Annotated in this window: 23 protein-coding genes; 17 read left to right on the top strand and 6 right to left on the bottom strand. The window is 51.4% G+C overall.

Features of this window, described 5'->3' with window-relative positions; translation table 11 throughout:
- Genes HMPREF1705_RS11055 through HMPREF1705_RS04085 form a run of 11 tightly spaced genes read left to right on the top strand, consistent with a single transcriptional unit; the run spans window position 1 to window position 10550 of the window.
- Window positions 1–606, top strand: a complete 606-nt coding sequence (locus tag HMPREF1705_RS11055) for a prepilin-type N-terminal cleavage/methylation domain-containing protein (protein ID WP_009202153.1) — start codon at window positions 1–3, stop codon at window positions 604–606.
- 15 nt (window positions 607–621) lie between these two features.
- A complete protein-coding gene (locus HMPREF1705_RS04130) occupies window positions 622–981 on the top strand; it encodes a prepilin-type N-terminal cleavage/methylation domain-containing protein (RefSeq protein ID WP_009202154.1) in 360 nt (119 codons plus the stop codon).
- Entirely contained in the window at window positions 959–1924 is a 966-nt protein-coding gene (locus tag HMPREF1705_RS04125) for a PilW family protein (protein WP_009202155.1), read from the top strand. Before HMPREF1705_RS04130 ends, HMPREF1705_RS04125 begins: the two co-directional genes overlap by 23 nt.
- The gene (locus tag HMPREF1705_RS04120; protein WP_009202156.1) at window positions 1924–2550 is read left to right on the top strand and encodes a hypothetical protein; all 627 of its coding nucleotides are present in this window, start codon (window positions 1924–1926) and stop codon (window positions 2548–2550) included. The genes HMPREF1705_RS04125 and HMPREF1705_RS04120 overlap by 1 nt, the downstream gene beginning before the upstream one ends.
- A gap of 23 nt (window positions 2551–2573) precedes the next feature.
- The gene (locus tag HMPREF1705_RS04115) at window positions 2574–5789 is read left to right on the top strand and encodes a pilus assembly protein (protein WP_009202157.1); all 3216 of its coding nucleotides are present in this window, start codon (window positions 2574–2576) and stop codon (window positions 5787–5789) included.
- A gap of 2 nt (window positions 5790–5791) precedes the next feature.
- The gene (locus tag HMPREF1705_RS04110; RefSeq protein WP_009202158.1) at window positions 5792–6109 is read left to right on the top strand and encodes a hypothetical protein; all 318 of its coding nucleotides are present in this window, start codon (window positions 5792–5794) and stop codon (window positions 6107–6109) included.
- A 16-nt stretch (window positions 6110–6125) separates the two neighbouring features.
- Window positions 6126–7064 (top strand): type IV pilus biogenesis protein PilM, encoded by a 939-nt coding sequence (gene pilM / locus HMPREF1705_RS04105; RefSeq protein ID WP_009202159.1) that lies wholly within the window; start codon window positions 6126–6128, stop codon window positions 7062–7064.
- The gene (locus tag HMPREF1705_RS04100; protein ID WP_009202160.1) at window positions 7061–7675 is read left to right on the top strand and encodes a PilN domain-containing protein; all 615 of its coding nucleotides are present in this window, start codon (window positions 7061–7063) and stop codon (window positions 7673–7675) included. The genes pilM (HMPREF1705_RS04105) and HMPREF1705_RS04100 overlap by 4 nt, the downstream gene beginning before the upstream one ends.
- On the top strand, window positions 7659–8165 hold the full coding sequence (locus HMPREF1705_RS04095; protein ID WP_009202161.1) for a hypothetical protein: 507 nt from the start codon (window positions 7659–7661) through the stop codon (window positions 8163–8165). The genes HMPREF1705_RS04100 and HMPREF1705_RS04095 overlap by 17 nt, the downstream gene beginning before the upstream one ends.
- Window positions 8166–8172: 7 nt before the next feature.
- Complete coding sequence (locus HMPREF1705_RS04090; RefSeq protein ID WP_009202162.1) at window positions 8173–8784, top strand: hypothetical protein; 612 nt, start codon at window positions 8173–8175, stop codon at window positions 8782–8784.
- A complete protein-coding gene (locus tag HMPREF1705_RS04085; protein WP_040348789.1) occupies window positions 8742–10550 on the top strand; it encodes a secretin N-terminal domain-containing protein in 1809 nt (602 codons plus the stop codon). The genes HMPREF1705_RS04090 and HMPREF1705_RS04085 overlap by 43 nt, the downstream gene beginning before the upstream one ends.
- 52 nt (window positions 10551–10602) lie before the next feature.
- Here the strand turns inward: HMPREF1705_RS04085 and HMPREF1705_RS04080 are convergent, their stop codons facing one another.
- On the bottom strand, window positions 10603–11607 hold the full coding sequence (locus HMPREF1705_RS04080) for a potassium channel family protein (protein ID WP_009202164.1): 1005 nt from the start codon (window positions 11605–11607) through the stop codon (window positions 10603–10605).
- 198 nt (window positions 11608–11805) lie between these two features.
- On the opposite strand from HMPREF1705_RS04080, the gene HMPREF1705_RS04075 reads away from it, so the two are divergent.
- The 6 genes from HMPREF1705_RS04075 to pheA all read left to right on the top strand — a co-directional run bounded on the left by HMPREF1705_RS04075 (window position 11806) and on the right by pheA (window position 17806).
- Window positions 11806–13227 carry a DUF362 domain-containing protein gene (locus HMPREF1705_RS04075; RefSeq protein WP_009202165.1) on the top strand — a complete coding sequence of 474 codons (1422 nt, stop codon included), beginning with the start codon at window positions 11806–11808 and terminating at the stop codon, window positions 13225–13227.
- Between the two features lie 4 nt (window positions 13228–13231).
- Complete coding sequence (locus HMPREF1705_RS04070) at window positions 13232–14341, top strand: DUF362 domain-containing protein (RefSeq protein ID WP_009202166.1); 1110 nt, start codon at window positions 13232–13234, stop codon at window positions 14339–14341.
- A gap of 13 nt (window positions 14342–14354) precedes the next feature.
- Window positions 14355–15242 (top strand): Mrp/NBP35 family ATP-binding protein, encoded by an 888-nt coding sequence (locus HMPREF1705_RS04065; protein WP_009202167.1) that lies wholly within the window; start codon window positions 14355–14357, stop codon window positions 15240–15242.
- A 6-nt stretch (window positions 15243–15248) separates the two neighbouring features.
- Window positions 15249–15623, top strand: coding sequence for a hypothetical protein (locus HMPREF1705_RS04060; RefSeq protein WP_009202168.1), 375 nt, complete (start codon window positions 15249–15251; stop codon window positions 15621–15623).
- A gap of 124 nt (window positions 15624–15747) precedes the next feature.
- A complete protein-coding gene (gene pilM / locus HMPREF1705_RS04055) occupies window positions 15748–16701 on the top strand; it encodes a type IV pilus biogenesis protein PilM (RefSeq protein WP_009202169.1) in 954 nt (317 codons plus the stop codon).
- Window positions 16702–16732: 31 nt separating this feature from the next.
- Complete coding sequence (pheA, locus tag HMPREF1705_RS04050) at window positions 16733–17806, top strand: prephenate dehydratase (RefSeq protein ID WP_009202170.1); 1074 nt, start codon at window positions 16733–16735, stop codon at window positions 17804–17806.
- Between the two features lie 51 nt (window positions 17807–17857).
- Here the strand turns inward: pheA and aroB are convergent, their stop codons facing one another.
- From aroB to aroF, 5 genes are read right to left on the bottom strand one after another with little or no spacing between them, the layout of a single operon-like run.
- Window positions 17858–19516 carry a 3-dehydroquinate synthase gene (aroB, locus tag HMPREF1705_RS04045; protein WP_009202171.1) on the bottom strand — a complete coding sequence of 553 codons (1659 nt, stop codon included), beginning with the start codon at window positions 19514–19516 and terminating at the stop codon, window positions 17858–17860.
- The gene (gene aroC / locus HMPREF1705_RS04040) at window positions 19509–20678 is read right to left on the bottom strand and encodes a chorismate synthase (RefSeq protein ID WP_009202172.1); all 1170 of its coding nucleotides are present in this window, start codon (window positions 20676–20678) and stop codon (window positions 19509–19511) included. The genes aroB and aroC overlap by 8 nt, the downstream gene beginning before the upstream one ends.
- Window positions 20675–21988, bottom strand: coding sequence for a 3-phosphoshikimate 1-carboxyvinyltransferase (gene aroA / locus HMPREF1705_RS04035; protein ID WP_009202173.1), 1314 nt, complete (start codon window positions 21986–21988; stop codon window positions 20675–20677). The genes aroC and aroA overlap by 4 nt, the downstream gene beginning before the upstream one ends.
- Window positions 21975–22844: a prephenate dehydrogenase gene (locus HMPREF1705_RS04030; protein ID WP_040348792.1), complete on the bottom strand. Its 870-nt coding sequence runs from the start codon at window positions 22842–22844 to the stop codon at window positions 21975–21977. Before HMPREF1705_RS04030 ends, aroA begins: the two co-directional genes overlap by 14 nt.
- Window positions 22826–23863, bottom strand: coding sequence for a 3-deoxy-7-phosphoheptulonate synthase (gene aroF / locus HMPREF1705_RS04025; RefSeq protein ID WP_009202175.1), 1038 nt, complete (start codon window positions 23861–23863; stop codon window positions 22826–22828). Before aroF ends, HMPREF1705_RS04030 begins: the two co-directional genes overlap by 19 nt.
- Window positions 23864–23880 lie beyond the last annotated feature (17 nt).

The following is a 23880-nucleotide window of genomic DNA, read 5'->3' as shown; positions in this document are numbered from 1 at the left end:
ATGAGTGAAATGAAAAAAAGGCTTCAAAGAAGGGGCGCAAGAAAGGGGTTCACGCTGGTTGAGTTATTGATCGTCATCATAATCATCGGTATACTGGCGGGAGCGATGATGCTCGTGGCGGGAGGTGGAAGGGACGCGGCCGAAGCGTCGAAGATAATAAGCGACCTTAGGACTATGAAATCAGCAGCTTTGATGTGGATGACCGAAAATCCCGCGGGAGATGTTAAGACAATGTGGGCTGGCCTTGAGGAGGACCCAACTCCACTTAATGCGTATCTTGATAGACCGATCCTGAAAGATCTACATAATTTTGAATTCGTAAGTGATGGCAAATTAACAAAATCGGAAATAACAGGCTACGAAACAGAAGTTGTTAATGGCCAGGATGTAGAAGTACCAGTATATAATACTGTAGAAATTGATGATGCCTTGCTTTTAGGATATGATTTGAAAGATGTCAGAGATGGCGTGAAAATAAATTTGGAAAAACAGGCCAAATCAGCAGGTTTGTATGGGGGCAAAGAAATTGATTTGTCAGGGGTAAATCCTGATGCCGTCGGGTTTTACACAAAGGATAAAAAAACAGTCTACGTAATCGTCCAATAACGCAGGTGTCTTGACGTGAAGCGGCGCGGTTTCTCCCTGATAGAAGCTTTGGTGGCGCTGATGCTACTTTTAGTGGCGCTCATACCCATGGCGGCCCTTCCTGCGGCCACAAGCAGGCTTTACATGGCTTCGGCTGCCAGGGAGCAGGCCGCGCTGCTTGCCGTGCAAAAGCTCGACGAGCTCGAGTCAAAAAAGTTCAATGACCTGTCGGGCGAGGGGTCTCAAACGATCGGCGGTTATAAAATGACTTGGACCATCGGGGAAGCGGTGGACCAGCAAAGGAAAGTAAGAGTGAGCGTCGCCTGGAACGAAGGAAAAAGCAAGTTCGAAATTACCAGGCAGGTGAGCGCTGGTGCGCACAGGACGTCAACTTAAGTCCCGCAGGGGCTTTTCGCTCGTTGAAATTCTAATCGCCGTGGTCATCTTGTCTGTAGTGAGCATCGCGGCCGTGGGGCTCTTTTTCGCCTTCGCCAAGCACTTCGAGCAATCTGCCGACCTCACTGCGGCCCGCCAGCGGGGCGAGATGGTATTATCCCGCCTGGAGACGGCCGTCCTCCATGCGGGGCTTTCCATGCCAAACGATTCAACCAAGTTTAAGAAAGTGTACAGCGGTGGGGCAACAGGTCTTATCCAAGCTTTAAGCAACGCTATCAACGGGTGGGACAAACCTATATATTTGCCCAACGATAGAAATAATAAGGTTGATTTCGAAGGGAAAGATTACTACAAAAAGATCGGTATCGTTTACAGTCTGAGCTCGGGTATTGGTGTATTGGAAGAATACGATGTGAACGAAAATACTGAACAAAAATTGGAATTGTCGGAAGCTTGTCCGCTTGACAGGATAAAGCAAACTTCGACCGGCAACACGACCGACGGATGGGTTACCTTTTCGGGCTGTCAGACGCCTTTTGTTGTTACGAAGATCGATAATACGACAAACCCGCCAGTGTTGACGGTCAAGTCGTCACGCAGTGACCTGATCCCCTTTTTCGCCGAGCTTCAGTACGTCAGGGCTTTGTATGCCTACGTCAGCTCCCCTGGCGGTACGTCACCGCAATTTTACATTCAAGACGTCACGCGAGGCCCCGCCCAGCCCGTCGTCGAGGGCGTGTCTCAGGTGCTTTTTTCCTTCGACGATTCTGGCGCCGACGCCACCAATGTGCTGACGGTCCATCTGCTCCTTCGGGGAAACCGCAGGTTTCCGGGGCAGGTAACTTCTAGTGTGCCCAGTTGGCCAATTTCAAGCACTATTACCGATGAGGACAAGCATTACAGGCTTGTCGCCATGTCGGCCTCCTGGAGGGTGAGGAACTGATGAGAAAAAAAAGACGTGCCATAGCACTGCCTCTGGTGCTGGTGATAGTGCTCGTTGGAGGCGCTTTAGTGGCGGCGGCCTTTTACATAACTGAAAATTACTATTCCAGCGCCAAACAGACCGTTACCAGCGCCCGCCTCTACAACGCCGCCGTAAGCGGCATCGAGGAAGGCAAGGGGTGGATTTATAAAAACATAAAATCGGGAAAGGTCCCTCGCTGGACGGACAAAGACGGCGACGGCATGCTTTCTGAGTCAGACAAGCCTACTGGCGCCAAATATATCTACGAGGCACTCATTGCAAAGGTCAGCTCCACCGATGAAGGGGTTTTCGACATTACGACGGAAGACGGGATAAGCTTACACGTGGTCGTTTACGACCTGGCCTACGAACCTCACCCAGATTTGACGGACAACTACGAGAAGGGCTTTCCTCCCCGCATTCGTCCTCAGCTTGAAGAGGGAAGCTCTGTTGTGAGGCCAAGCTACGCCGTGGCCGGAAGGGGTGGAGGTTCTACGGGAGAAGGCGCGCCGGGCACGGACATAGGCGTTTACCTAATTCGATGTACCGCTACCTACAAAGACAGGACGAGCACTGCCGAGCAGGCGGTCTCCATGCGGCTTTAAAGGCCGCAAAGGGGGCGTAACGAATGAAAAAGTTTTTATCAAATATTAATGTCATCAAACGTGTCTTTGTGGCGGCGGTGGTTTTGGCCTTCATTGCCTTTGTCCCCCTCGAGGTTTTGCCTCAGGCGGCCGGCGAAGCGCCTGTCCTGCCAAGCTGCAATAAACCCTTGCCCGAAGGCTACGCCCAATCCGTGCAGCCAAACGTACTGCTTCTTTTGGACACCAGCGGGTCGATGATGTACCTGAGCGGCAGTGAGACGTCCACATACGGGGACGGCAGCAAGCCTTATAAGTACGGTAATAAAATATACAGATATTTTGGGCGAGATTGGGAAAGCTCGAACAATAACCCTGACGGTCCCTATAACTACCACCCAAATCTCGTATACATAGATGACGCGGATTTAACGGGCATAAGCCAAAGATACCGCGATAGATACTTTGCCAAATCCGGCAGTCGGTACCTATATCCCAACGACAGCCGCATGTACAAGTTAAAACTGGTTCTGTGGGAGATTTTAAACGACCCCGGCCTGGTTTCGGGACTGCGAATGGGGCTGGCCACATATTATCAGCAAGAAAACGATCCGCCTGAGGTTCCAAGCATTGGCGTGTATTATCAATGGCCGCCTGAAACTTACGGGTCAGCACAGGCCCTTTCATGGGAGGGCAGCAGCAGTTGGAACAGGGCGTTGCTCAGGAGGTTTTTCAAGTCCACCGACGAGCCGGGAAGCATTGAGGAGATAACAAAGTGGGTTGACGGCATAGAGGCTTCCGACAACCCCGAGCTTCGCGCCCATGGAGCCACGCCGCTCGCTGCATCCATTTATGGCGCGGATGCCCATCCTGACAAGAAAAATCCATACAGGGGCGATGTAAGAGATTTCTTTCTCATGGATGAGGCGATAAACGCCTGGTGTCAGCAGAACTGGCTGATCGTACTGACCGACGGTGCCGATACTCAAACGTGGCCTTATAACACCTCTCCGGTAACTGCGGTAAAAAATCTCTACGATGAACATGCAAAAACCAGTTGGCCCTCTTTTTACGGCAAAAAAGCCCAGCCCGTAAGGACTATGGTCATCGGCCTCATAAACCCAAATGCATCGGGGGTTTCAACATTGAAAAATACCTTGAACCGCATGGCAGACATGGGAGACGACGGTCAGGAAAACGGCTCAAGCCATGCCTACTTTGCCACCGATGTGGACGAACTTATGCAGGCCTTCAAGGACATATTCAAACAAATACAGAGCTTCAATTCGACCGGGAATGCTCCTCTAGTGAGCCCCCCTATTGGGGGACAGGAAGGCGGGGTTTACGTGCCTAACTTCGTGCCCCGCATAGAAAGGCAGTGGTACGGCCATTTATATAAATATACGCTTGATGCGAATGGAGTCATGTCCGAATCTCCCGAATGGGATGCCGCTTCAAAGCTTGAAGACATATCCTACAGCGCTCGAAATGTGTTTACTGTGAACTGGAAGGGCGGAAGCTGGAAGATGGACTTCAAAGAAGACAATGCTTCGACTTTGGCTCCGATGCTTGGGCTTACCGAAGATCAGGCCTCCAAGTTCATAAGATGGGCCCTGGGCAGCGACGAATGGGACGAAGCCGCAGAACCAGAGAGATACAAGCTCGGAGACATATATCACAGCGGCCTGGTGGAGATAGGACCCCCGAGGGGAAGTAACCCTCACAAGGATTACCGGACATTTAAGGAAAACAATGCCAATAGGGAAAAGCTGGTCTACGTCCAGGCTAACGACGGCATGCTTCATGCCTTTGAAGCCGAAACGGGAGAGGAAAAATGGGCCTTCATCCCTCCAAATGTCCTGGCCGAGGGGCGAATGACGGGGATGAAGCAGGATTTAGCAAAAAGCGGCAATACGATCACGGTGACGTGGCTTGATAAGGCGAAATCAAACCCGCGGTATCTGCTCGACGGCACGATGACGGCAGAAGATGTCCTGCTGAGTGACGGTAAATATCACACTGTTTTGCTCGGGCTTTTAGGTTACGCTGGGCCTGGATTTTATGCCTTAGACGTCACCAACCCCGACGAGCCGCAATTTATGTGGGCCGTGGAAAACGTAATATACAATCGCACTGGAGACGAACTGCTCTCGAACAAGAATAAGGAAATGTACGTATCCTATTGGGCGAGAAGCGGGGATACCGTTACACGCACGGATAAGTCCCATGATAAGAAAGAGATACCGCGTGACAGCGACCTGAACTACAAAGAACTGCGCCTTACCCAGAGCACGCCGGGCATTGGCTATGTGTCGCTATATCAAGGACAAAACCAGCCTTTGAAGACTCAGTGGGTAGCAATCATGGGAAACGGCTCTCAGATGGGAATCAACGATGCCTCTTCCGTGGCGAGCGTCTACGTCATAAACATAGAAAACGGGAAATTGCTAAAGGTGTTAGGGGGTTCTTCCATGAAGCAGATTGTCACGCCAGCAGCCATACTCTGTACCGGCTCTACCCGCCTGGTCAAATATTTCTACGTCGGAGACGATAACGGCAAAATATACGAGGGAGATTTAACTAATTCACAACCCAGCGAATGGAAGATGAGGGACGTCTTCAGTATAAAGAGCTCCGTCGGGCCTTCTTACATATTGGATTGCGCATACATCGATCGCAACAAATGGCTTTTCATCAACACCGGGGATTACGAAACCCTGATGAAGGACAAAAACAAAACGGACTACATGATAGCTGTCAACATCTCCTCGGGCGTAAATAGTATGAACGACCTTGCGCAATTGACCTCTGCTGCAGGAAGCGTCAGCACGAACGTAAAGGGGTGGTACATGGAGATACCCAAAGACGAATATGCCACAACACCTCCAGTTTACTATAACGGCCACATCTTCTTTTCGACTTACATAAAGTCAGAAGACCCATGCAGCGTGGGAAAGAGCCGTATTTACGTCTTAAACGCCACGACCGGCAAAGGCGCCTGGACCGGCGGGGCCAAATACGTGGAGATGGAGGGAGTCAAGGTCTCAGGCATAGTGATTTCCGAGGGGAGGGTTTATGCCGGCGTCACAAAATACCCGCAGGCACAGACCACCATCCCTGATGACCTGAAGCTCGGAGAAGCAGCTGCCGTCATCCAAAACGGCTTGCTTGCCTTCGACGTCCCGCCCGAGGTGGCAAATTGGGATTCTGCCTACCCGAGCGGCGTCATGGTGCCCTCTTACTGGAGGAGGTGGATACCGTGAGGATGTCAAAATTTTTCCTGCTTTTCTTCGCAGCCTTTCTTTTTGTCGTCGTGCCCCTGGCAAAGCAGGGTTTTTGCGAAACAAACATTTACTACGGCATGCTGTCAAAGCTTCAATTAGACCCACCATACGTTTTTCTATCGACTTCTGAGGCGCAGGGGTTGAAGAAGTTCACATGGGTTGCCGACGAGACGCTTTTCATCGGAGCCGACGGCCAGGAAATGACGCCAAGGCAGTTTGCACAGGCTTATCAGGAAAAAAGCGTGGAAGTTACGGCAGAGGGCTTCAAGGCCAAGGTCGTAAAACGGGTATTTTTTTAAATAAGAAGGTGATGCGATGTTTGGTAGAAGAAAGAGTTATGCGGGCCTTTCCATAGAGGGAGGGACGATCAGGTATCTGGAGCTTGTCCCTGCGTCTCGTGGCTTTAGGGTCTCGCGAAGCGCCAGAGTAACTCTCGAGGAGGGAGTCGTCGTACAGGACAGAATAGCCAACATGGAGCGCCTTTCGTCGGCCATAGGGAGTTTGCGGACCAAGCTGGGCGGCAAATTAGCTCCCGCAATTACGATATGTTTGCCGTCTCAGGATGCGATCATACGCATTGTCGAGATGCCGAAGATGAGCGTTGAGGACGCCAGGAGCGCCTTCGGGTGGGACTTTGAAAACTACTTTCCCTTTCCGCTTAAAGATGCTACTTTTGACATCGTGCCCGTGGAGACGCCTTCTCCCATTTCGGAGGTCAACATGAGCATGATGGTCGTAGCTTCGCGCCTCACGATGGTAAACGCAATATTAGACATCGGTTCAAAGGAGAATGCCAGGGTCTCAGCCATTGAACCCTTTGGCATTGCGCTTGTACGTGGGGTCATGGGGCCAAACAGCGGCGACGAATTGGGAAGCCTGATATTGTCCGTCGGCGACAGAAGCTCTCAGATAATTGTGACCTACAGGGGCAACGGGCTGGTGTACAGGACGGTCTTCGTGGGAGCGCGCAGCGAGTTTCAGGGTGGGGTGTCTCATTTTGAGATGCTTATTCAGGAGGTGAGAAACTCCATTACGTTCGGGGCTTCTCAGTACAGGGGTTTGAGCGTAAAGGAGATCCTGCTTTGCGGCGAACATGCCGATAACCAGGAGCTTCAGGATGAATTACAGAGCCTTTCCGACGAATATGCCTGCAGCGTGGCAGACTCGTGGGGCAAATGGTCGATAGAGGGCGAACCTGTCGGAGAATACGGGTGGGAAGCCGCAATCGGGCTGGCTGTGAGGGATAGATCATGACTGTAAAGGTGGATTTAAGGCCACTGGGTGTAAAGATAGCCGAGAAGAAAAAGATAGATCTTCCGAGAGTGATCGCCATGGTGCTCATCCTTGTCTTTATTGTTACGTCATGTTTTACTTCTGTTTACGGCATCTTTGTTTTAAGGGAACTTGTGGCTAAAAGACAGGCTTTAGAGGCGAGTGTGGAAAAATTGACGCTTGAGGGCAAAAGGCTCGATGGTTACATTGTGCAAAACAAGGAGAAACTTGACTTGTACGAAAAAGCTCTGTCTTTGATGCGGGAAGACATACCTTCTGTCGAATTTTGTTCTGCCGTTATGGCATCCCTGCCCAACGAAGTCTGGCTTTCCCAAGTTCGGCTGCTCCCGGGCAGAGCTGACGTTGAAGGTTACGCCTTTGCGGAAAACGATGTCGCCGCCTTTGCTTTAAAACTGCTTAACGCCAGTGTTACCAGCTCCGTTAGCCCTTTGGTGACGTCTAAAGAAACCAAAAAGGGCAAAGATGAATACGAAAGAACCCTTGTCAAGTTCAGCTTTTCCTGCACCGTGAAAGATCTTGTGGGAATGCAGGAGTTGGCCAAAGGAGCTAAAAAGGATGAAGTTGAACGTTAAGAAAGCACTCATAATTTTTTGTTTTTGCCTTATAATAGGAGGATTTTTATGGTTTCAGCACACTTTGAGCGCAAGCATCTTGCGGGAAAGGGATGTCATAGAGGGCCTTACCAAACAGGAGGTGAGCTTGAAGGGCGCCATTGCGCAGAAATACGCGCTGCTCGAGGTTTACCGCGATGCCTTGAGCAAAATGGAGGAATCTCGCGTTGAATTTCCGGCGGATAATGTGGCGTTTTTCGCGGCCATAGAAAAGGTCATAGCAGGAAATAAACTTAAGATAAACAAGGTTAATCCTGTCAAATCAACTGACCCGGAGAGGACCGCCGTATTGGTGTCTTGTGAAGGCGATTACCTCAATTTGCTTTCGGCCATCTCCGATATGCGGGGCAATAAGCCAGTCGTGCGTTTATTTTCTTTGTCGATTAAAGGACAAAAAAAAGGGCCGGTGAGTGCTGATATGTCGCTAGAGACCATCATGAAAGGGGAGTGATTTGGGCGTGGGTGAAACATGGAAAGATGCTTTTACCTCGCTGTGGAATGGCCTTCTTTACGGAAGGGGTTCCCTGCGGTTTTTGCGTATACTGCTAGCCCTGTTGCTCGTCTTGAGCATTGGATGGTCGATATATCTTTACAGACAGATGATAGCCTTATCGCAAATAACTCCGTTGGAAACTCCTCCGATAAAGCGAGGTGTGGAAGAGGGGAAAAAATTTGCTGAGATGATCAAGGGGTTTGAGGACATCGTTCAGACAAGGTCAACCAGCGGGGAGTTTCTCTACATCGCCTCTACATTGGACAGGTACCCCTTTAACGAACCTCCAATGCCTGTGGAGTTGACTGAACTGGCCAAGGTTGCGGTAAAAGAAGGGGAAGTTTTGCCGTCATATGAGGAAGTATATCTGCCTCCCTACATGGAGGTCCGTGCCATCATGATATTGGATGGGAAGCCCATGGCGCTAATGTACATCGAGGGCGAAGGTGACGGCCTTATAGTCTCGCCTGGTTACAGGTTCGGAGACGGACGGGGCAGGGTAGTGAGCATTACCCCGACGAAGGTGGTGGTATTATGGGCAGGAACGAAAATGGAATTGGGGATGGATGCACTATGAGAAAGACTAAAGAGGTCGGCTTTATGCTCGTCGTGGTGTTTTTATGTTTCGCCCTCTGCTCTTTTACGGGCGGCAAGGCGCTGGCGCAAACGGGCAGTACGACGCCGGTTCAAAAACCGGCGGATGCTCCTTTATTCGGTGGGGTCATGATACATCAGGTGGGTTCAAATCTCTTGCTAGTGGAGGTGAAGGGGACGAAATTGCCGCTCCCTCAGCTTTTGTTCAACAATCCAGGGGAAATGGTCTTCCTTTTCGAGGATGCCTATATCCCTGCACAGAAGTGGTCCAGAAGCTACAGCTTCCCCCTTTTGAGCGGCATAGAAGTACAAAACGTCGAAGGCGGCCTCGAAATGCGTCTTTTTACCACAGAGCTTCTTGAAATAAAAGAGATAAAGGGAACTGAGCCTGCTCCCCTTTACAAGATACATATTGTAAAGCAAGGCATCAAAGCCCCTGAGGATCTGCCGAAGAAAGTCGATGAAACACCCCCTCTCTCGCTTAAAACGGGGCCCAAGGATCCCATGTCCCTCTCCACCCCTGTGACCCTCGAACTTAGGGACACCGAGCTCAAAGACGTCTTGAGGATGCTCGCCAAGTTCATGGGCATAAATATCATAATAGATCCTTCAGTGCCGCCTACTACGATGACTTTAAGCGTGAAGGATGCGCCCTTGAGAGAAGTTTTGGCCTATGTAATGCGTATGAACAACTTGAAATACGCCATGATGGGAAATACTATTTTGTTTGGGACCCCAGAAAACCTGGGCAAATCGCTTGGGATGGAGCAGACGAAGTCCTTCAAGATAGCTTATGCCGATCCTAAGCAGGTGCCCGCTATCCTCCAGAGCCTTATCGGGATAACCAACGTAGCTGTGGACGAGAGGCTTCGGACGGTGTACGTGACGGGAAGGCCCGACAATTTGAGGGACGTTGAACAACTGCTTCAAAGGATCGACCATCCCGGACGTCAGGTCATGCTTCAGGCGCGCCTCATAGAGGTCAGGGATACCGGCAGGAAGGAACTGGAGAGCATCGTGGATGCCGTCTACAAGCACTGGTGGTTTTCCTACGGAGCAGGCGGTGGCTCTATTGGTTACGTCGATTCCAGCGAACCCGAGAATTTTGATCCTGATGAGGACAGGCCTACTTCGCCGCAAGGCGTGGATCTCGTCGATATAACAAGGGGGACACTTCGAATTCTTGATGTGGGCATAAGAAACTTGGTCGAATCCAACAAGGCAGATATACTTGCAAGTCCTTCGGTCGTTACCGTCGACGGGCAGAAGGCATCCATCGCCTTGACCACGAACATCAAATACATTTCCGAACGCGACGATGCCGGGAATCCCGTTTATAGCGAGGAGCGAGTCGGCCCTAAGCTCGATTTTACTCCTATTGTAGGCAGGGACGACACGGTAACCATAAACGTGGCCATATCGACGGGCGAAGTCGTGGAATGGCGGCCGGGAGGAATGGGGGAAGAAGTCCCCGTCACCAGCTCCCGTGAAGTGACCACCATGGTGAGGGTAAGAAACGGAGAGCCCTTCGTCATAGGCGGCTTGTTTGACAGGAGAAAGACCGATACCGTTTCCAAAATCCCGGTACTGGCCGACATTCCTTTGTTGGGGGAGATATTCAAGACCCGCACGAAGAGGGACGAAGAATCGGAAGTCGTAACCGTGGTGGTTCCCTACATACTGGATGTTCCTGATACCTCCATAGAGGTGGGCGAATTGGGGGCATTGAGCACGAACGTCGGCAAATAGATAAAAGGTCGGTAAAAGAAGTAAATAAAGGAGGTCGTCCGGTCTTTTGGCATTATTCCTTGAGGCCGGCGGCCACTTTTCTTAAATTTGCCATGCGCTTTCCGTCGGCGAAGACGATGAGCTCGTCTCCCTGTTCGATCACCAGTGAACCCGTGGGGTTATAGATGTACTCTCCGGAATCTCTTTTTACGGCGATTACCATGGCGTTGTATTCGGATCTAAGGGGAGATTCCGCCAGGCTTTTGCCTATGAGGGGGCTTCCTGGCATGATGTGAACGGAGTCGAAGTCGAGGTCCAGGTCCCTGGATATATTCACCAGCTCCAGAAAGTTTGCCACCGTCGGTTTTATGGAGGCCCTGGCGATGGCCGCTGCTCCAGCAACGATGGGGTTTATTACCTTTTCAGCACCTGCCCTGTAAAGTATGCGGACGGACTGGGAGTCGCTCGCCCTTGCGATGGTCCTCAAATTGGGGTTTAAGGAGCGGGCGGTTATGATTACGTAGACGTTGTCCGAGGCGTCCGACAGGGTGACGATAAGGCCCTCTGCCCTTCTCACGCCTGCGCTCTCCAAAGTATCTTCGTCTCGGGCGTCCCCTTGAAGGACTATCCAACCCTTTTCGCGGGCCCAGGCGACCTTTTGTTCCGACATTTCCAGTGCCATACAGGGAATATCGTAATGTCTCAGGTGTTCAAAGACCTCTTCGCCCATCCTGCCCAGCCCGCAGATTATCCAGTGTTTTTCCAGCTTGTCCACCCTGACGTCCCTCCTTTTGCCCAGCGCTGTCAAAATTCTTTCGACGAGAAAATAGCGCGTAACCTGGCTGACGGCATAGCCTGCTGCGCTGATGCCCAAAATTACAAGAATGGCAATGAAAAGCATCCCTTCCATGGAGAGGTTGGGCGGCGCATTGTATCCGACCGTGGCCAGAGTAATGATTGTGTAGTAAAAGGCCTCTACGAAGGAGAGGTCTAATAATATACAAAACCCGCCGATCCCAAAGCCCAGAACGAAAAGAAGGGTAAACAGCCAAATCCACGCTGACTTAGTTATTTTCATCTTTGCTGGCCCCTTATGATTGAAACTTTGGAGCTTGCCTGTTGCTGGTTAGATAAAAATTATTATATCAAAAATAATTTCATGTAATCTGCGCCGATTATGTGAAATTATTTTAATTCATTACTGCATTTGCAAATTTTGCGGTTAGTGCTAAAATAATGTAAAAATACCTCGTTTTCACGAACAGGGGGGTTGGAAATGGCAAAACAAAAGGTGTGGTTTGCCGACGCCAACGCAGCAAATTGGGTAGAATCCCTTGTTCCGAAGGCCAAAGATCTCTTCTACAAAGCCAAGCTAAACGAATGCATCGAAAAAGGAGACAGTGTAGCCATAAAGATACACTTCGGCGAATGGAACAGGACAAGGTGCTTGCGTCCCGAACTGGTTGCCGCAATAGTCGAGGAAGTCAAGGCCTGCGGAGGAAGACCTTTCGTTTGCGACACTACTACGCTTACCTATCATCCCTACAGCTCCAGGTTTATCGGAAACCTCGCGCTTGAGACCGCCGCCAGACACGGATTTACCGAGGCCTCCATGGGCTGTCCCGTCGTGGTGGCAGACGGCTTTTCAGGAGACGACGACGTGAGGGTGGAGGTCCCGACGGGCGTCCTGCTTAAAGAGGCGTACGTCGCTGCAGCCATAGCGCATGCTGACGCCATGATAAACCTGGCCCATGCAAAGGGGCACCCCGTTGCTTCTTACGGCGGATGCATCAAGAACATTGGCATAGGCGGTCAGTCCAAACGGGGCAAGTACCATGAACATTTAGCCCACTGGGGAAGCCCCGAGGACTTCCTGGGATGGCCCGCAAGGTACCCCGAGAAATGCCTTGGTCTGGATTGTCCATTCCACAAGCTATGCGAGGACTCCTGCCCAAGAGGAGCATATCACATCGACGAAAAGGGACATCACTTCGACGCGGAAAAGTGCTGGCTTTGCTACTCCTGTCAGATAACGTGCATGTTCACGGGGCATGAGTGCATGGTCTTCACTCCCGATTATTTCCCCTATGCGCAGATAGCCATGGCAGATGCGGCCAAAGGCGTCATGCTCACCTTCGAGGAGGGCAAGGTCGGACATATGGCCTACTGTATAGACGTGGATCCCAACTGCGACTGCATTCCCTGGGCTACGCTTCCCGTGGTGCCAGACATCGGCGTGTTCGCCTCTAAGGATCCCGTAGCCATCGATGCCGCCATACTTGACATGATCGATGCCGCTCCGGCATATCCAGGCGGTGCCAACAAGGCCTTGGAAGGCGTGGAGGGCGGCTACAAACAGGGGCAGGACAAGTTCGCGATAACCCAGGGCACCTCTCCAAGGTACCAGCTTACGGCAGGCGTTAAAAATGGATTGGGCAATATGGAATATGAGATAGTAACCTATACGCCTCCTTATAACGAAGAGCACATTGCAAAGTGGCAGATCAGGCCGACGCCTACGACCCTCATCCAGAGAGAGATGTGGAAGAAGCGCGATTTCGTCCTTGAGGCTGCGCCCTATAAGAGGGTTCCCTTCGAGGAAAAGCCGAGCCATGAAGAATTCAAGCCAGGCGACAGAAAGAAGTATTTAAAGAAACTGCCCGTCAAGGAATGGGCTGACGCCGTAGGAAAGGACTAACAATATGTCAGTCGTGCATTCTGTGGGCGCAAGGGAGCAATACAGCTCCTCGAACTTGATAAAGCGCTTAGGGGAGGCTTTAAAACGAAGCGAACTGGGGGACATGTTTTCTCCGGGCGATCTGATTGCCGTCAAATTCGAGGTAGGAGAAAGGGAAAACTTTAATCACATAAGGCCATTGCTAGTCAAGGCAGTTGTCGACGCGGTCTACTCTTTTGGGGGGCGTTTGCTGCTGGTAGATACCTTGAGCATGAACTCGAAGGCCTCGGAGGTGGGCAGCAGGTGGCTTGAAGCGGCAGCGCTGCACGGTTTTGACGTGACGAGCCTGGGTAAAAGTCCCATGTTGGCCGACGGATATACGGGAGAAGAAGATCTGTTGATCCCCGTCGAAGGAGAAGAACTGGGCGGCGTAGAAGTAGCAAGGGCCGTAGCCGAGTCTCAAGCTCTCGTCGTCATATCTCACGTTACGGCCCACCCCTTTGCCGGCTTGTCGGGGGCGCTAGTTTCCTGTGGTGTCGGTTGTTCGTCTTTGAAGGGAAAGGAGAGGATCCATGCTCCCTTGCGCCCTATTTTTATCGAAGATAGTTGCGACGGATGCGGCCAATGTGCGATACACTGCCCGCACGGTGCGGTACAGGTGGAGGAGGGTCGGCCTCGACTCGAAGAAAAAATCTGCAGAGGTTGCGCTTATTACTGCACGGCCTCCTGCCCGACGGGTGCAGTGGTTGTTGACAGAGATTCAGCCCGGCGTTTTCAAAAGCGAACAGTCGATGCGGCCTTGGCCGTCGATATCGCCCTTCAGGGAAAGGTCTTTTACGTAAATATTTTAATGGACGTATCTCCCTATCCTGATTGTTACCCCTTTTCGGACGTTCCCTTCATCTCGGATCAAGGCATTTTAATGTCCTTCGATCCCGTTGCTTTAGATTCCGCCTCTATCCAATTGATAGACGAGGCCTTTGGCATAAGGGGCTCGATCGCCGAAGAGAGTGAGGCATTATGCCCTTCGGAGGAGAAGCTTTTTAAGATAACGGGGATGAAGCCTCAAGACATGCTTTTATATGCGGAAAAAATGGGGCTTGGGAGCGCCGACTTTGAAACCTGTTGGATGTGAGGTGAGTTAAATCGTGAACGTTAACCTTGAAAGAGAACAATTCGAAGCCATGAAAGCGAGGATCAGAGAGGAGGCGCTCAGGACCAAAGGACCTCTGGCAATGGCTTTAAAGGACATCAAGCACAAAATTGCCATATTAAGCGGCAAAGGCGGTGTCGGAAAGACCGTAGTAACCGTTAATTTGGCCTCGGCCTTGAAGAGAAGGGGCTATGAAGTCTGCATCTTTGATGCCGACCTTCACGGTCCCGCCGTTCCGAGGGCCTTGGGTTTGCTGGGAAGGATGGATGTCGTAAGCGAACACGATCATCCCGGACATCACGATCTCCGTCTCAATCCCTTGACTTCATTAAAGGGCATAAAGGTCGTTTCCGTGGCCTCCATGTGGGCTACGCAGGAGCAACCCATAATGTGGAAGGGTGCTCACAAGATGCGCGCTATAAGGCAGCTCATAGCATCTGTAAATTGGGGAACGGCCGACTTTCTGCTTGTGGACCTCCCTCCGGGCACGGGAGACGAGGTTCAAACAGTGATGAGATCTATACCTGAGCTGGACGGAATGCTCGTCGTTACCACCCCGCAGGGGGTCTCTGCCATGGTATGCTCGCGGGCTATAAGTGCCGCAAAGGAGCTCGATATACCTCTCCTGGGTCTCGTGGAAAATATGAGTTCGCTCAAGTGCCCCGCCTGTGGAGAAAAGATGTATCCCTTCGGAAAAGGCGAGGGCGAAAAGTTGGCTCGTTTAATGAATATTCCCTTCCTGGGCGATATACCCATCGAGCTCGATATGGGTCAGTGTGTTGACGACGGTGTTCCTCTTGTGGACAAGAAACCCAATTCCGCTTTTGCCCGGACCTTAGACGATATAGCATCAAAATTAACGGCATCCCTCAAAAAGAAGTGATGTCCCATGGCAGACGTAAAAGGTGTCCCCGAAAGTAACGAGAAATATGAAGGCGGCTTTCTTCAAGAGGTCGTCCGCATCGGGAAAGGAGCCCTAAGGCTTTTGTACCGTCTGAATACGGACGAGATAACATTGGATGAATTCGTCGAGGGCCTTATAAAGTTAAACGCTTCGGACGTCTTGACGAAATACTGGGCCTACGATGAAGGCGACAGCTACGTTCTGGACCTCGGACGGCAAATCCTTTGGCTGATCAATTCCCTTGAAAGAGATTGTTACTATCAATTTGAACGTTACGGAATAACCGCCTTCCACGAAGATTTCCGCGAACTTAGGGATTACCTTTTGGCGCTGGAGAAGCACTGCAGGATAAAGATATGAATTACGGAGCCACAGAAAGGAGCCTGCTAAGAAATACATTCATATAAAGTATACCTAATCCTGATGCCTAAATTTGCCGTATGGTGTTATTATCGATCCAGCATATACGAACGGAAGTGATCTTATGAAACGGAATCTACGCCGCGGCATATCCATAACAGGAGAAGGACTTCGCTACGTGGAGCTTGAAAGGGAAGGCAGATCCATAAAATGCAACGCTCATATTAAGGTCTACCTTTCTCAAAAAACAATAAAGACGGAAAGCATTAGAGACACTGATTCATTGTATACAGCACTTAGAAAATTAAAGCTGAAGATAGGCTGCTTTGGAAAGATAAAAGCAGCCTTTGGCATTCCTATAAGGGATAGCCATATCGGGTTTGCCGACTTTCCAGGGGATATGGACTTTGAGGACGTAAAAAAATCGCTTTACTGGCAATTGGAAGATCTTTTTCCTATTTCCGGCGAAAAAGCCTATTATGATATAGTGGAGATTGACTTTCCTCGCTGTAATGGCATAGATGAGAAGGGATCATTTAAAAAATATCTTGTCGCTGCCTCCGGAAAGGACCTTGTGGATAAAATTATGGAAGCTGCCATGAAAGCGGGTTTTTTGCCCTCCGCTTTGGAGCCCGTTAGCCTGGCCCTAACGAGAACGGTAGGTTTTCATGTTGAAAGCGCAAGGCGCCGCGATTCGTCTTTTGACAGAGGGGCGTTGTGTTTGTTTCCCGGTGACTCAATTTCCATGATCTCATTGAATTACAGAGGAAATGACATATTTTACAGGCCCGTTATGGTAGGACGAAAAACGGCCTCCGAAAATGTAATCCAAAGTTTCATAAAAGAGATAAAGTTTACCTTGGATTATCTATACGGTTTTTATCCCTGGATCGAAATAGATCGTTTGTTTTTGGTCGCCTCCGATAAATTTGGGGCGTCGTTAAAGACAGAGGCGCAATCTGTACTGAACCTTGTTACGGTTTTGTTTAATCCCTGGGATAGTTTTTCGTCCCGTGAGCGGCCCAAAGGATATGGCTGGGAGGCATCGCTGGGCTTGGCCCTCAGAGATATTGTATAATTGCTAGAAACGAAAAGAGGGAGGCCTGGAGATGTCCGATCAGGATCTTCACGTTTTGAGGAAAGAGATCGAATCCATAGACGAGGAGTTGCTTCGTCTTCTTGAAAGGCGGGTCAGCCTGGCCAAAGGGATAGGCGAGGTTAAAGGTGACGCTCCTGTCTACGATCCCTTGAGGGAAATTGAGGTCCTGGACAGGCTTTGCGGCTTGGCCAGAGATGTGGATCCCAAATTCGTCCGCCTGCTTTTTGGCGAGGTGATATCCTTTTGCAGGTCCGTTCAAAGGCCTGCCACCGTCGCTTGCATGGGACCCGAGGGTTCCTTTTCCCACGAAGCGGCCTTTGCTCTATTGGGGAGGTCAATAGATCTTGTCTTCGTCGAAGACCCGGCACAGGTCTTAAGCTCCATTTCGAAGGAAAAAGCTCAAATGGGCGTCGTGCCCGTGGAAAACACCACGGAGGGCACCGTATACGCCACTTTGGATGCCTTTGCCACTGCCGATCAAAGTTTATCTGTCATAGGGGAGGGACAGCTTCCCATAAGGCTGGTGTTGGCAAGCTGTGAGAATTCTTTTTCCGACATCGAAGAGGTTTACTCCCACCCCCAGCCCTTCGGGCAGTGCAGAAACTGGCTTAGCAGAAACCTGCCGGGAGTGAGGCTAATACCCACTTCAAGCACTAGCTATGCGGCTAACATCGCAAAGTCGAAACAAAAGAGCGCCGCCATCTGCGGAAAGCTGGCGGCCGAACTGAAAGGTCTTAACATTTTAGAGGAGGGCATTGAGGACAGGCCTTACAATGCCACGAGGTTCTGGCTTGTCGGACATGCTTGCGAAGGCAGGTCCAAGAAAAACAAGACATCCATATTGTTTAATGTATCCCACAAGCCGGGCACTTTATTTCGGGCTTTGGAGCCCCTGTACAGGGCAGGGCTTAACCTCACTCTGATCCAGTCTCGCCCCCTTCCGGGAAATCCCTTTGAGTATTTCTTTTTCGTCGATTTCGAGGGAGACGCAGAAGACAAGAAGGTAAAGGAAGCCCTCGCAACGATGAATTCGAGGGTGGAAAGGCTTCGCGTCCTGGGCTCTTACCCTCAAATAAGAAGATGAGCTTAACTAAGCCCATCAGGTTGTCTTCCTGCAATGGTCGATATCTTCGAATTATCGGCCTCCGGCCCTTTCGTAGGCCTTTTTTAAAAGGTCTGTATCTACCTCCATCATCTCGCATTTGTAGCCTTCCCTCGGCAGAACGAACATGGGCTTTGAACCGACGAACTTTTTGTCCCTCATGACGTAAGGGAGAATACTGTCGAAATCTGCGCCGGGTTTTGTGGGCAGGCCGAAATGTTCGAGCAGGTCGAGGAGCTCGGCCAGTGTGCCTTTGCTTTCCAATTCAAGTATGACGGCAAGGTGCGTCGCCACGACCATTCCGACGGCCACGGCGTCTCCGTGTTTTATGCCGCCGTATCCCTGAAGGGCTTCCAGCCCGTGGGCAATCGTGTGGCCGAGATTGAGGCGGCTTCTTGCCCCCGTCGTCTCTCTTTCGTCTTCTTCCACCACCGATGCTTTGAGCTCTATACAACGTTTTACCATTTTTAGCAAGGTTTCGGGATCTCTTTCTGCGATCGAGTCCCTATTTTCCGAAAGCCAACTCAGAAATTCCCTGTCCTCCCCTAGCCCGTACTTAATGACCTCGGCCATGCCCTGCCTGAACTCCTCGTCAGGCAAACTCAGGAGGCAGTTTACATCGACGATTACGGCGCAGGGCTGATGAAAGGTGCCAACGAGGTTTTTGCCCTCAGGCAGGTTTACGGCGGTCTTTCCGCCGATGGCGCTGTCTACCTGCGCGATGAGGGTGGTGGGGATATGTACGATATCTATGCCCCGCATCCATGTGGAGGCTGCAAAGCCCGCCGTATCTCCCACGCAGCCGCCGCCTAAAGCTACTATAAGCCCCTTCCTGTCAACGTTGTTTCGTGCCAGATCTTCGTAGAGCAGCGAAAGCCGGCTTAAGGATTTCCCCCTTTCTCCTCTAGGCAGCAAGTGTACGTCCTTCAAGTTTTTGAAGTTCCTGGAAAATAAGGAGAAGGTAAGGGGGTCGCTTACCAAAAAGGCAGAGCTGAATTTTTTGGGGACGATCTCCGACATAATGTCCTCGAAAGAAGCCAATATGTCGCTACCCACCAGGACGGGATATTCTGCATTTGCCGTTTTTACTGGGATCGTTTCGACTTTCTTGGGTTGTCTGATTTCGGGAAAGATGTCGGCGAGCATATCCATTACGCTCATGGCTACTTCATCAACGAAGAGGTCGTCCGTCCGGACGCGGATGTGAGCCTTGCTGTAGGCTTCTCGCCTCCGATTCATGAGTTCTGCCACGGATTCTTCTTTCAGGAGAGGTCTCTTGCCGGGTTCGTTGGATGCCCGTTTTAGGATCGTTTCTATGGCAGCGTCCAAAATTATCAAAGTACCATTCGCGAAAATCTTTGCCTTATTCTCGGGGTTGACGAGCACACCTCCGCCGAGGCCTACTATCACGTTTTTAAGCTTGAAAGTCTCCTCTAAGGCTTCCGCTTCGAGAGCTCTGAAATAAAGTTCACCATACTTTTGGAATATCTCGGCTACGCTCATCCCAGCCATGGCCTCCACGAGGTCATCGGTATCGACGAAGGGGAAGCCCGTCAGCTCCGCAAGCTTTCTTCCGACAGACGTCTTGCCCGCTGCCATGAATCCGCCCAGGTAGAGTCTGAAGGGTTTTGAAACAGCCTTACCTTTGTCCTGAGACTCCTTTATCTTTGTAATTTGAGCTATGTCAGACATGAAACATCCTCCTCGTCCTCTTTGTATGTTCCTCGAATCGGGATCGCAAATCTTCCATCCTGTCGCCGCCGAATTGCTCACACAGGGCCTGTGCGAGCACCAGCGACGTCATCGCCTCTCCCACCACAGAGGCAGCGGGCACGACGCAAACGTCCCCCCGTTCCACGTGAGCCGAAGTTTCCCTTTTAATCCGCACGTCGAAGGTGCGAAGGGGCTTTTTCAAAGTAGGGATTGGCTTTAGGGCGACGTGAAGGGTCAATTCCTCGCCGTTAGTTACGCCACCTTCTATACCGCCGGCGTTGTTCGTCCGGCGAGTCCAAAGGCCCGAGAAGAGTACGAACTCGTCGTGTACTTCGCTGCCCGGCCTCTGCGAAAGGCCGAAACCGCCGCCTATCTCCACTCCCTTGGCGGAAGGTATGGACATCAAAGCCTGAGCAAGGCGTCCGTCCAGGCGCCTGTCCCATTCGCTGTAAGATCCTATACCGGCGGGGATGTTTTTCACGGATATTGCGAAAGTACCGCCCAGGGAATCGCCGGAGCTTCTGGCTTCGTCTATGATCGACATAATTTCTTCTTCGTCTTCCTCCCTCGGAAGGCCCATGTCGGAAGAACAGGCCCTGGTCCATTCTTCCTCGCTTCGGGGCAGGCCGATCGATCGTGGTCCTACGGATGTGACGGAACTTCTCACGGCTACGCCTAGGTCTTCTAAAAGCCTCCTGCATAATGTCCCTGCTATCGTCCAGGCAGCGGTGGCTCTTGCGCTTGTCCGCTCCAATACGTTTCTTGCCTCTTCAAATCCGAACTTTGCCATGCCAGACGCGTCGGCGTGTCCCGGCCTTGGCTTTGTTATCTCCCTCTCTTTGGCCTCGTCTTCTTTCAGTTCGAAGGCGTCCATGGAGTCCTTCCACTTTTCCCATTCGCTGTTGTGAAGGACCACCCCAATGGGGTTTCCCGTCGTAACTTTTCCCCTGACGCCGCTGTAAAACTCGAACTCGTCTCTTTCGAGTTTCATGCGTTCCCCTCTGCCGTAGCCACGCCTTCTTCTGGAAAGCTGCTCTTCGATGCAGTCCTTCGATATGGGAAGGCCTGCCGGCAGACCTTCGACAATGATCAGATAACCCTTGCCGTGTGACTCGCCGCAGGACAGCATGCGAATGCTCATGACGACACCCTCTCCTTCGGTTGGGATCTCGCCGTCAGGGCCTTTAAGTCCTCGAAAAAGGAAGGGTAGGATATGTGTACGCAACTTTCGCCTTCAAGTATCACACTGTCGTCTGCGGCCAATCCGGCTACAGTAAGGGCCATTGCTATCCGATGATCGCCGAAGCTTTTGAGCCTTGCGCCGGAAAGTTTTGTTTTGCCCTTTATGATCCAGCCGTCTTGAAGCTCTTCTATTTGGGCGCCCATCCTCTTGAGGCCTTCAGTCATGGCATGAATCCTGTCGCTTTCCTTTACCCTGAGCTCGCCGGCGTCCCTTATTTCGGTGGTCCCTTCTGCCTGGGTGGCTGCTACGGCCAGGACGGGAAGTTCGTCTATCATGGAGGGTATCTCTTCGGGCATTACCTTTGTGCCCTTAAGAGACGACGACCTCACCGTGATGGTGGCCATCCTTTCTCCCCCGCTCAAGATCTCGTCTTCGATGTTGTAATCCAGCCCCATTCTTTGAAGCACCCTTAGAAGGCCTGTCCTCGTAGGATTTACGTTGACCTTTTTGATTTGGAGCTCGCTTTTCTCGGTAATGGCTGCAGCCACTATCCAAAAGGCGGCAGCAGAAAAATCTCCTGGTATGGTCCAGCTTGCTCCCTTAAGGGTAGAAGCGGGGTACACAGTGACCTTCAGGCCCTTCCTGAAGATAGGGATTCCCAGGTGTTCCAGCATTATCTCCGTGTGGTCCCTCGTAAGGGTAGGCTCGATCACTGTAGTTGCTCCCTGCGCTCTAAGGCCGGCGAAAAGTATTGCCGTCTTCACCTGAGCGCTTGCCACCTGGAGGGTGTGAACGCCGCCCGTAAGCTTTCTTCCTCTAACCGCCAGGGGAAGTTTCTCTCCGAATTCCCTTCCGTCTATCTTTGCGCCCATAACGACTAGCGGCTTGGCAACTCTTCCCATAGGCCTTCTCTTCAGGCTTTCATCGCCCGTGATGACGGCAAATATGTTGGGGATTCCCGATATCAGTCCCAATATGAGCCTGGCCGTGGTCCCGGAGTTTCCGGCGTCCAAGACATCGCTTGGCTCTTTTAAACCGTCAGGAGCTTTTACCGATACCTTACCTGAGACGGCATCTCTGTTGACTTCGCAGCCCATCGTCCTAAGGCACGAAAGGGTGCTCGCGCAGTCCTCCCCCGGAGAAAAATTTTCCACTTCTATGCCTTCCCTCGAAAGAGACCCCAGCAGGGCAGCTCTATGGGATATTGATTTGTCACCCGGTACCTTTATCTCGCCGACAATTCCTTCTTGCGGTCTAATTTCTATCACTTATCTCACCTCGACGCTTTAGCAGTGATTCCCTTGCCTCTTTGGCCTCAGTCGCCAAATCGGATAAACTCTCCGGCTCTACCTCTGACAACTTGGATAAAATATCTATAAATTCCTTTATCGCCTTTTTTATAAAGCCTCTATTCGTCTCCCATACGTCGGTTACGAGCCAGGGAGGGCAAGATGCCACTCTCGTGGTGTCTTTGAAACCGCCGGCTATGAAGTATGGAAGTTTGCGGTTTTTAGAAGCTCCCTTGAATGCCGACAAGGCAAGGCTAATGGCCACAAACATGGGAAGATGGCTCGTAAGGGCCACAATTTCGTCGTGTTCTTCCGGAGCTGTTATTATGGGGAGCATGCCTAGGGCGCAGATGAGGTCTTTGGCCATCTTCGTAGCTTCGCCGTCAGAAATTTCGGTGGGAACCAGCGCGCAAACGGCGCCATAGAGCATTTCTGTTGTTGCGTTTTGGATGCCGCCCTTTTCCTTGCCCGCCATGGGATGAAGCCCTACGTATTTTTCCTTCCAGATAAGGGATAATTCCTTTGACAGAGCAGATTTGGTGCTGGCCGTATCCACAACGGCCTTTAAGTTTTTACCCGCAAGAGGGGCCAATGTTTTGCTTAAGGCGGTCATTTTGCTTGGCGGGGTGGCTATGATCAAAAGTTCGGTTTCTTCGACCGTTTCTTCCGGGCTGGCGATCGAAGTTATGGCTTTTGATGAAAGGGCATGCTCCAGCACCTTTCCGTCCACGTCCCAACCTAGGACCCTGTCGACGGAGCGGCTTTCGAGCAATCCTTTCCCCATGGAACCGCCTATAAGCCCAAGCCCTACGATGCCTACGCTGCTACAGAGCACTTCGATCCCTCCAGAGTTTTTTCGGGCATCACGGAAAGCAGTCTTTTGATCGATTTCATCAGTTTGTCGAACTCCTCCAGGTCGAGCGATTGGTCGCCGTCGCTTACCGCTTCCTCGGGATTCGGGTGCACCTCTACGATCAGGCCGTCCGCTCCCGCGGCAAGGGCAGCCAGGCTCATGCTGGGAACGAGCTCGCTCTTTCCCGTTCCGTGGCTGGGATCTACGATCACAGGCAAATGGCTTAAGCTCTTGACCAGGGGGACGGCGTTTAGATCCAGGGTGTTTCTCGTCCTTTTTTCGAAACTTCTTATTCCCCTCTCGCAGAGTATGACGTTGAAGTTTCCTCCGGCCATGATGTATTCCGCAGCTTGTAGCCATTCATCTATGGTGGCCATCATGCCCCTTTTAAGCAGAACTGGTTTGTCGACCTTGCCTAAGGCCTTGAGGAGGGAGAAGTTCTGCATGTTTCGGGAACCGACCTGCAGGATGTCGGTGTGGGGGAGCATGAAGTCGATGTCTTCGGGGGTCATTATTTCCGTGACGATCGGAAGGCCCGAGATTTTTTTTGCCTCTGCCAGCAGAGCCAAGCCCTCGATGCCGAGCCCCTGGAAGGTGTACGGATTGGTCCTCGGCTTGTAAGCGCCTCCTCTAAGCGCCAGTGCTCCGGATCTTTTTACCGATTGTGCCGTCTTTACAATCTGCTCCTTTCCCTCTACAGCACAGGGGCCGGCAATGATGAGAACGTTTCCTCCGCCAACGGAGATTCCCGGTGCTATATTCACTACGCTGTCTTTTTTATGCCACTCTCTGCTTGCCAAAGAGAAGGGCAACTTAACCTTGGTCACCTGATCTACTTCCGGCATCGTCTTTATGCTGGTCTCGTCGATCTCCCCTTCGGCCAACAGGATTGCCTCTGGTTCCTCCTTTGCGATCCTGGCCCTTATCCCTATTTGGTCCAATTTCATTAAAAGCCTTCCTGCCGATTCTCCTCTTTTTGTCTTTACGATGGCTCTTTCCATCTTCTTTCCCTCCCTTT

Origin of the sequence: Acetomicrobium hydrogeniformans ATCC BAA-1850, assembly GCF_000160455.2 — a bacterium.
GTDB lineage: Bacteria > Synergistota > Synergistia > Synergistales > Acetomicrobiaceae > Acetomicrobium > Acetomicrobium thermoterrenum.
Note: the sequence above shows the minus strand (reverse complement) of the source record. Positions and strands in the feature narration are given on the sequence as shown.